2 protein-coding genes, 3 rRNA genes and 1 pseudogene (1 of these 6 cut by a window edge) are annotated in these 8,775 nt (G+C 44.5%); 1 reads left to right on the top strand and 5 read right to left on the bottom strand.

The window, feature by feature from the left end; all coding sequences use genetic code 11:
• Position 1: 1 nt before the first annotated feature.
• Positions 2–835, bottom strand: a complete 834-nt coding sequence (locus G2999_RS04250) for an aminopeptidase (protein ID WP_010179081.1) — start codon at positions 833–835, stop codon at positions 2–4.
• A 173-nt stretch (positions 836–1,008) separates the two neighbouring features.
• Here G2999_RS04250 and G2999_RS04245 point away from each other — a divergent pair, with 173 nt between their 5' ends.
• Positions 1,009–2,841, top strand: coding sequence for a DUF885 family protein (locus G2999_RS04245; RefSeq protein ID WP_010179079.1), 1,833 nt, complete (start codon positions 1,009–1,011; stop codon positions 2,839–2,841).
• 36 nt (positions 2,842–2,877) lie between these two features.
• Here the strand turns inward: G2999_RS04245 and G2999_RS11805 are convergent.
• From G2999_RS11805 to G2999_RS13445, 4 genes and pseudogenes are all read right to left on the bottom strand, one after another.
• Positions 2,878–3,997: pseudogene (locus G2999_RS11805) on the bottom strand (succinylglutamate desuccinylase/aspartoacylase family protein).
• Positions 3,998–4,251: 254 nt separating this feature from the next.
• A 5S ribosomal RNA gene (gene rrf / locus G2999_RS04235) occupies positions 4,252–4,367 on the bottom strand.
• A 188-nt stretch (positions 4,368–4,555) separates the two neighbouring features.
• A 23S ribosomal RNA gene (locus G2999_RS04230) occupies positions 4,556–7,439 on the bottom strand.
• 411 nt (positions 7,440–7,850) lie between these two features.
• A 16S ribosomal RNA gene (locus G2999_RS13445) occupies positions 7,851–8,775 on the bottom strand; it runs 194 nt beyond the window's last position.
• The 16S, 23S and 5S rRNA genes sit together here, the layout of an rRNA operon.

The raw sequence follows: 8,775 nt of genomic DNA, 5'->3' as shown, positions 1-8,775 counted from the left end.
TTCATACTCGCCCAACATCTTCTAATGTCTTAGGTGCCTTAGCAAATAACAACTTAGAGGTTTCCAGATTTAATAACGCAGAACCTTTCATTTGCGGGCTTGCTTTTGAAGCCTTACCATCTTTATCTAACCAATCCATAGAAACTGAATGAATATAGTTTAATGAACGAGAATACGGACGGTTTTCTTCTGATTTAGGTGTCTGGACAGTGATCATACCCACTGCGCCACGTTCAACAGCATAACGCTCACGTTCACGGCTAGACGAAATATGTGCGCCTTCTTCATTTGGTAACGATGCATGACGACCGGGCACTCGGACAACAATTTTACCTTCAACATCAAGACCGGCATAATCATCAATGCCATACTCTTCAGATACCACACCAAAACCGACAAACACCATTTCAGCGGTGACCGCAGATTCAGTCTCTAACATCGATTTACCCGTCAAAAAATCCTTAGGATAATCTAGCGCTACCGTTTCATCGCCATAATCAATCACCATCGTAGGTGACTCTTGGACTAAGCTAGCATTCCTGAATGTAATACGTTGCATATACGTACCATCATCACCGGCAGGGGTTAAACCATATTTAGCAAACTCCGCTGCGATATACGCAGATGCCGCCTCATGACCTGCTGTACCAGGCAGACGCCCTTCTAGCGCATCACTGGCCAAAAAACCTAAGTGAGCTTTAATTTGGTTGGTATTGGCAACAGTTTCACCAGCTAAAGGTGCGGCGGTGTTCGTTGAGTGAGTTGTCGTTTGACATGCACTCACCAATACAGCACTGCTTAGCGCGATCGCTAAGAGGCGTTTAGAATATGTCATTAGATTTCCTATATTAATTTTTTGGCATATTTAACACTATTTCACCACGCCCTCACAAGCAAATAAATGTTTCTAAATGATTCTCTCAACTTCATTCAATAATCACTCAATAATGGATGGTTGAAATAAATGACGGAGTGTGTGATAAACTCAAGTAAAAAAAGGATATACCTATGCCCAGTTTTACTCTTAAACATTTTAGTGTGTCGTGTTGCGCGATTGGTTTAATGACACTATCTGGATGTAACACGACAAGTTCCATGATCTTGTCGGAAAATGTTGCAGTTGTGGCCAGCGGTTCACAAGCAAATCAGGCCTCTCAAGCATTAACAAACTTACTCGATACCATATGGTCCTATGAGATGTCAGAGGCGTCCACAGAGCTTACGGCAAGTAAAATTCCGGATATCAGTATCGAAACGCTAGAAAAAGATGCCAAACAGTTTCAAACCTACATAGATGCATTACACGCCATTGATAAAACCGCGTTGAGTCACGAAGAGCAAATCACATTAACAATCCAACTGTATCGCTTACAAAACTATGTAGATGAGTTTCGTTATAACGCGCATTTTGTTCCTTTGACTTCAGAGTATGGGTTTCATTCTTCATTATTGAATATGTATTACCGTTTTGATTTTACCGATAACCAAAGTATTCAAGGTTATATCAATACCCTAAATGATATTCCCGCTTATTTTGACCAGCAAATCGCATATATGCGTCAAGGAATGGCAGTGGGTCAAGTACAACCCAAAGCGGTAATGGAAGGATTTGAAGCATCTGTGGCGGCTGTGATCACAGATAACCCATTAGACAGTCCATTTATCGCGCCACTCATGGCAATCGAGCGCGATAGTGAAGCATTACAAGTGCTCAAAACTCAAGCTATTGATGCTGTAACTAATAGTGTAAATGTGGCTTACCAAACCTTCTATGATTTTTTAGTCAATGAATACATCCCACAAGCAAAAACCGATATTGCGGTAGCAAGTTGGCCCAATGGGCGTGAATTTTATCAAAATCGGATTAAGCATTATACGACATTGGATATGACTGCTGATGAGATCCACACCATCGGATTAAAAGAAGTGGCACGGATCAGAAATGATATGCAAGGTGTACTTGATGATTTAGGTTTTAGCGGCACAATCAACGAATTTATTGACTTTTTACGTACAGATAAACAATTTTATGCTAACAGCCCTGATGAACTTATTGATTATGCCATGGTATTATCTAAGCGTATTGATGCGTTATTACCCCAATTATTTAATCAACTTCCCCGAACTCCTTATGGAGTAGCGCCAGTACCCGATTCTATCGCACCTAAATACACAACCGGTCGTTATGTGTCTCCACGCAATGATAGACAACCAGGTTATTATTGGGTCAATACTTATGCATTAGATAAACGTCCTTTATATGCATTGCCTGCATTGACGTTGCACGAAGCTGTGCCGGGTCATCATTTACAGATCTCATTGGCACGTGAAATGACGGATTTACCACAAGTCCGTCGTTCCACTTATATCTCTGCTTTTGGTGAAGGTTGGGGACTATATAGTGAATTTTTAGGTAAGGAAGTGGGATTTTATGAAACACCTTATGATGAATTTGGCCGCTTAAGTTATGAAATGTGGCGTGCTTGTCGACTAGTGGTCGATACAGGAATGCACGTAATGGGCTGGACGCGCCAACAAGCATTGGATTACATGTTAGAAAACACTGCCCTGTCTGAACATAATGTCACCACAGAAATTGACCGTTATATTTCATGGCCAGGCCAAGCGCTATCATACAAGCTCGGCGAGATTAAAATTAAAGAACTTCGTGCTCAAGCTACACAAATATTGGGTGACGACTTTGATTTACGTGAGTTTCATGCGGCAATATTAGCCCATGGCTCAGTACCGCTAACGGTGCTTGAACAAAACATTAATATGTATATAGAACGAGTGCAAAAAGCAGCGAAAAGCACTGAAACGTCTGTTAAAAGTGAGTAAATAATGATGGCACGCTAAACGGTTTACTAAGGTCATTTAATCAATATCAAAGTAATTAGTAAAACATTTATATAATTGCGTGCCACTTAATACCGAGGCTGAGGGGAAATGTAGTATCGGAATTAAATCACAAGGCGCTTGGATAATTTGTGCACCATATTGATTATCCAAGTCATCAATATTTAATACCTTCGCCAATGTATCTCCCTGTTTTATTTGCTGACCAGGCTTTGCAGTATATTCAACCATGCCGCCCAAATCCGTGAATAAGGTTTTATAATCCTTTAAATAGACCCCTACTCGCTTAATATCTTGTGGTTGATAATCTACTGTTGCAATACATTGTTTGTGCTGTAAATACGCTAAAATGGATGATGCATCAGTTTCTCATCAGCAAATCGATAATTTCTTGGCTGCCCATCTCTAATGTATAAGCTTCTATATTAAAACCATATGGACGACCAAAGCGCGTTGTTAAATGCTCAGATAACGTCCACCATGGACAAAAACTTGCTTCGTCCAATGCGCCCGCAAAATGATTCGGGATCAATATCACATGAGGCATAGAAAACTGGGCAGCTTGATGAGCTAAATATTCGGGGATATAAATATGGCGGCTAGAGACTGGGCCATTATGTAGATCTAATACAATATCAGCCTGACAAGCGAAAGATTGTAAAGTTAAATTAAGCTGCTGGGCTAATCCTAAACCCCATGGTTGTTGCTGCTTTTGTTGGATTTGTGAGAGTGTCTGTGCCTTAAAGGCACGTCGGATATCTTCAATACTATCTTGTGCCGTGACAGTATCTGCAAAATCAATGACTGATTCTTCATCATAATAATAACCTCGATTCCAATTAGTGCCATTGACTGGATCAAAGCGCCCTAACGTGTATTCACCTGCTTTTATGTTTGTTCCAACAGGATTACAATTAGGTACTAATGTAATTTTACCGTGAATTGTTAGCTCTTTTAAGGCTCGGACAAGGTGATATATCACCACATTCCCTTGCACCTCTGAACCATGAATTGAAGACTGTATGTAAACATGGGGTCCATCCAGTTGAGAAGATATCTCATAAATAGGGACATTTAAATGTCGACCTGAGGCATTTTGAGCAACGCTAATGTGAGATTTAGTAATGGTAGTAGGCATATCAGTAATCTAATGAGATTTTCTTAAGATCTTAGCATTCAAAAACACTTTAATCATTAATAATAAAACACAACTAACTTACAGATTTATTAGTAATTACGAGATCGACAGAAATTAACAAAGAAGGGGTTGAATGTTTATTTGCACACCATGCAAATGTATAACTAGCAGAAGTTAATTCTCTACATCCTTACCACTTTCCTACAGGCATAAAAAAAGGCCTACCCTAAGGTAAGCCTTTCTTCGTAATGGGAGCTTGGCGATGTGCTACTCTCACATGGGGAAACCCCACACTACCATCGCCGCTAATACGTTTCACTTCTGAGTTCGGAATGGAGTCAGGTGGTACCGTATCGCTATTGTCGCCAAGCAAAAACTGGTCGATGTGATAACTATGTATCAACATCATGTTCTTAACTAATTTGGAAAAAGCTATATAAAAGTATTCGTATCTATTTAATGTCCAGAGCGCTACTCTTATCAACATCTTATTTTTTGATTATCTTATTGTCACTATCAATACGCGACCTAACTACTTTAAAGCAGCTTAGGCGTTGTATGATTAAGCCGCACGGGCAATTAGTACAGGTTAGCTTAACGCCTTGCAACGCTTCCACACCCTGCCTATCAACGTCGTCGTCTACAACAACCCTACAGAGAGATTAAATCTCTTGGGAAGACTCATCTTTGGGCCGGCTTCCCGCTTAGATGCTTTCAGCGGTTATCCGTTCCGAACGTAGCTACCGGGCAATGCCTTTGGCAAAACAACCCGAACACCAGCGGTTCGTCCACTCCGGTCCTCTCGTACTAGGAGCAGCTCCCATCAATCTTCCAACGCCCACACCAGATAGGGACCGAACTGTCTCACGACGTTCTAAACCCAGCTCGCGTACCACTTTAAATGGCGAACAGCCATACCCTTGGGACCGACTTCAGCCCCAGGATGTGATGAGCCGACATCGAGGTGCCAAACACCGCCGTCGATATGAACTCTTGGGCGGTATCAGCCTGTTATCCCCGGAGTACCTTTTATCCGTTGAGCGATGGCCCTTCCATACAGAACCACCGGATCACTATGACCTACTTTCGTACCTGCTCGACGTGTCTGTCTCGCAGTTAAGCTGGCTTATGCCATTGCACTAACCTCCTGATGTCCGACCAGGATTAGCCAACCTTCGTGCTCCTCCGTTACGATTTGGGAGGAGACCGCCCCAGTCAAACTACCCACCAGACACTGTCCACAATCCCGATTAGGGACCAATGTTAGAACATCAAACATACAAGGGTGGTATTTCAACGGCGGCTCCACACAATCTAGCGACTATGCTTCAAAGCCTCCCACCTATCCTACACATGTAGGTTCAATGTTCAGTGCCAAGCTGTAGTAAAGGTTCACGGGGTCTTTCCGTCTAGGTGCGGGTACACTGCATCTTCACAGCAATTTCAATTTCACTGAGTCTCGGGTGGAGACAGCGTGGCCATGGTTACACCATTCGTGCAGGTCGGAACTTACCCGACAAGGAATTTCGCTACCTTAGGACCGTTATAGTTACGGCCGCCGTTTACCGGGGCTTCGATCAAGAGCTTCGCTTACGCTAACCCCATCAATTAACCTTCCGGCACCGGGCAGGTGTCACACCGTATACGTCATCTTTCGATTTAGCACAGTGCTGTGTTTTTAATAAACAGTCCCAGCCACCTGGTCACTGCGGCCCTCATCTGCTTAAGGAGTAAATCCCATCACAAACAAGGGCGTACCTTCTCCCGAAGTTACGGTACAATTTTGCCGAGTTCCTTCACCCGAGTTCTCTCAAGCGCCTTAGTATTCTCTACCTGACCACCTGTGTCGGTTTGGGGTACGGTTCATATATTCATAAGTTTAGAGGCTTTTCCTGGAAGCAGGGCATCAACAACTTCACCACCTTAGTGGCTCGTCTCGTGTCTCAGGCATGTAGATGTCCGGATTTGCCTAAACATCAACCCTACGCACTTTCACTTGGACTACCAACGCCAAGCTTGCTTAGCCTTCTCCGTCCCCCCTTCACTGAATATACAAGTACGGAAATATTAATCCGTTTCCCATCGACTACGCATTTCTGCCTCGCCTTAGGGGCCGACTTACCCTGCCCTGATTAGCATGGGACAGGAAACCTTGGTCTTCCGGCGTGGGGGTTTTTCACCCCCATTATCGTTACTCATGTCAGCATTCGCACTTGTGATACCTCCAGCATACCTCCCGGTACACCTTCAACAGCTTACACAACGCTCCCCTACCCACTGTACCTAAGTACAATGCCGCAGCTTCGGTATATTACTTAGCCCCGTTACATCTTCCGCGCAGGCCGACTCGACTAGTGAGCTATTACGCTTTCTTTAAAGGATGGCTGCTTCTAAGCCAACCTCCTAGCTGTCTTAGCCTTCCCACATCGTTTCCCACTTAGTAATATTTTGGGACCTTAGCTGGCGGTCTGGGTTGTTTCCCTCTCCACGACGGACGTTAGCACCCGCCGTGTGTCTCCCGGATAGTTCTCATCGGTATTCGGAGTTTGCAAAGGGTTGGTAAGTCGGGATGACCCCCTAGCCTTAACAGTGCTCTACCCCCAATGGAATTCGTCCGAGGCTCTACCTAAATAGATTTCGGGGAGAACCAGCTATCTCCCGGTTTGATTGGCCTTTCACCCCCAGCCACAGGTCATCCCCTGACTTTTCAACGTCAGTGGGTTCGGTCCTCCAGTTGATGTTACTCAACCTTCAACCTGCCCATGGCTAGATCACCGGGTTTCGGGTCTATACCTAGCAACTAAACGCGCAGTTAACACTCGCTTTCGCTACGGCTCCCCTATGCGGTTAACCTTGCTACTAAATATAAGTCGCTGACCCATTATACAAAAGGTACGCAATCACAGAACTAGTCTGCTCTCACTGCTTGTACGTATACGGTTTCAGGTTCTATTTCACTCCCCTCACAGGGGTTCTTTTCGCCTTTCCCTCACGGTACTGGTTCACTATCGGTCAGTTAGGAGTATTTAGCCTTGGAGGATGGTCCCCCCATATTCAGTCAAGATAACACGTGTCCCGACCTACTCGTTTTCACTTAAAGTTCGTTTTCGTGTACAGGGCTATCACCTTGTATCGCTGAGCTTTCCAACTCATTCCACTTACTTACAATACGCTTAAGGGCTAATCCCCGTTCGCTCGCCGCTACTAGGGGAATCTCGGTTGATTTCTTTTCCTAAGGGTACTTAGATGTTTCAGTTCCCCTCGTTTGCTTCCATACCCTATATATTCAGGTACAGATACCGCCGAAGCGGTGGGTTTCCCCATTCGGACATCTGTGGCTATTACGCGTTTTATCAGCTCACCACAGCTTTTCGCAGATTAACACGTCCTTCATCGCCTCTAACTGCCAAGGCATCCACCGTATACGCTTAGTCACTTAATCATACAACCCTAAACCGCCTTCTGTATGCCTGTATGTATACATGAGATACGCAGGACTTATTAGCTTCGGTCGTCGGTTACCAACTTAATGGCTGTTATATGAGTGACAATAATTTGCTAATCAAAAATGTTCATCATCACTTGAAGTGAATGAATCACACTATAAATGTCAGATAGAGTAGCTCTTGAAAAAACCGCCTAAATACATAGACTATTTTTCAGTTACTCTTTCATTAAATATTGATTACTTTTATCAGCTTTCCAAATTGTTAAAGAACATCCTGCTACGCAGGCTTAGGGCGAACCCTAATCTATACAGGCAATACCTACATACATTAGAACTCTTCTTTAAACATGAATAACAAAACAATTTGTGTGAACACTACATTAAAAGCGCCAATAGACGTAATAGTAAGGAGGTGATCCAACCCCAGGTTCCCCTAGGGTTACCTTGTTACGACTTCACCCCAGTCATGAAACACAAAGTGGTAAGCGCCATCCCGAAGGTTAAGCTACCTACTTCTTTTGCATCCCACTCCCATGGTGTGACGGGCGGTGTGTACAAGGCCCGGGAACGTATTCACCGTAGTATGCTGACCTACGATTACTAGCGATTCCGACTTCATGGAGTCGAGTTGCAGACTCCAATCCGGACTACGACGAGCTTTAAGGGGTCCGCTTACCTTCGCAGGTTCGCATCCCTTTGTACTCGCCATTGTAGCACGTGTGTAGCCCTACTCGTAAGGGCCATGATGACTTGACGTCGTCCCCACCTTCCTCCGGTTTGTCACCGGCAGTCTCCTTAGAGTGCCCAACTTAAGGCTGGCAACTAAGGACAAGGGTTGCGCTCGTTGCGGGACTTAACCCAACATCTCACGACACGAGCTGACGACAGCCATGCAGCACCTGTATCTAGATTCCCGAAGGCACCAATTCATCTCTGAAAAGTTTCTAGTATGTCAAGAGTAGGTAAGGTTCTTCGCGTTGCATCGAATTAAACCACATGCTCCACCGCTTGTGCGGGCCCCCGTCAATTCATTTGAGTTTTAACCTTGCGGCCGTACTCCCCAGGCGGTCTACTTATCGCGTTAGCTTCGCTACTCACGAATTAAATTCACAAACAGCTAGTAGACAGCGTTTACGGTGTGGACTACCAGGGTATCTAATCCTGTTCGCTACCCACACTTTCGCACATGAGCGTCAGTCTTTGGCCAGGGAGTTGCCTTCGCCATTGATGTTCCTCCAGATCTCTACGCATTTCACCGCTACACCTGGAATTCCACTCCCCTCTCCAAGACTCTAGTCTGCCAGTTCTAAATGACCCTCCCACGTGAGCG

The organism is Glaciecola sp. HTCC2999, assembly GCF_000155775.1.
Lineage (GTDB): Bacteria > Pseudomonadota > Gammaproteobacteria > Enterobacterales > Alteromonadaceae > Opacimonas.
This window is presented reverse-complemented; position numbering and strand designations above follow the sequence as displayed.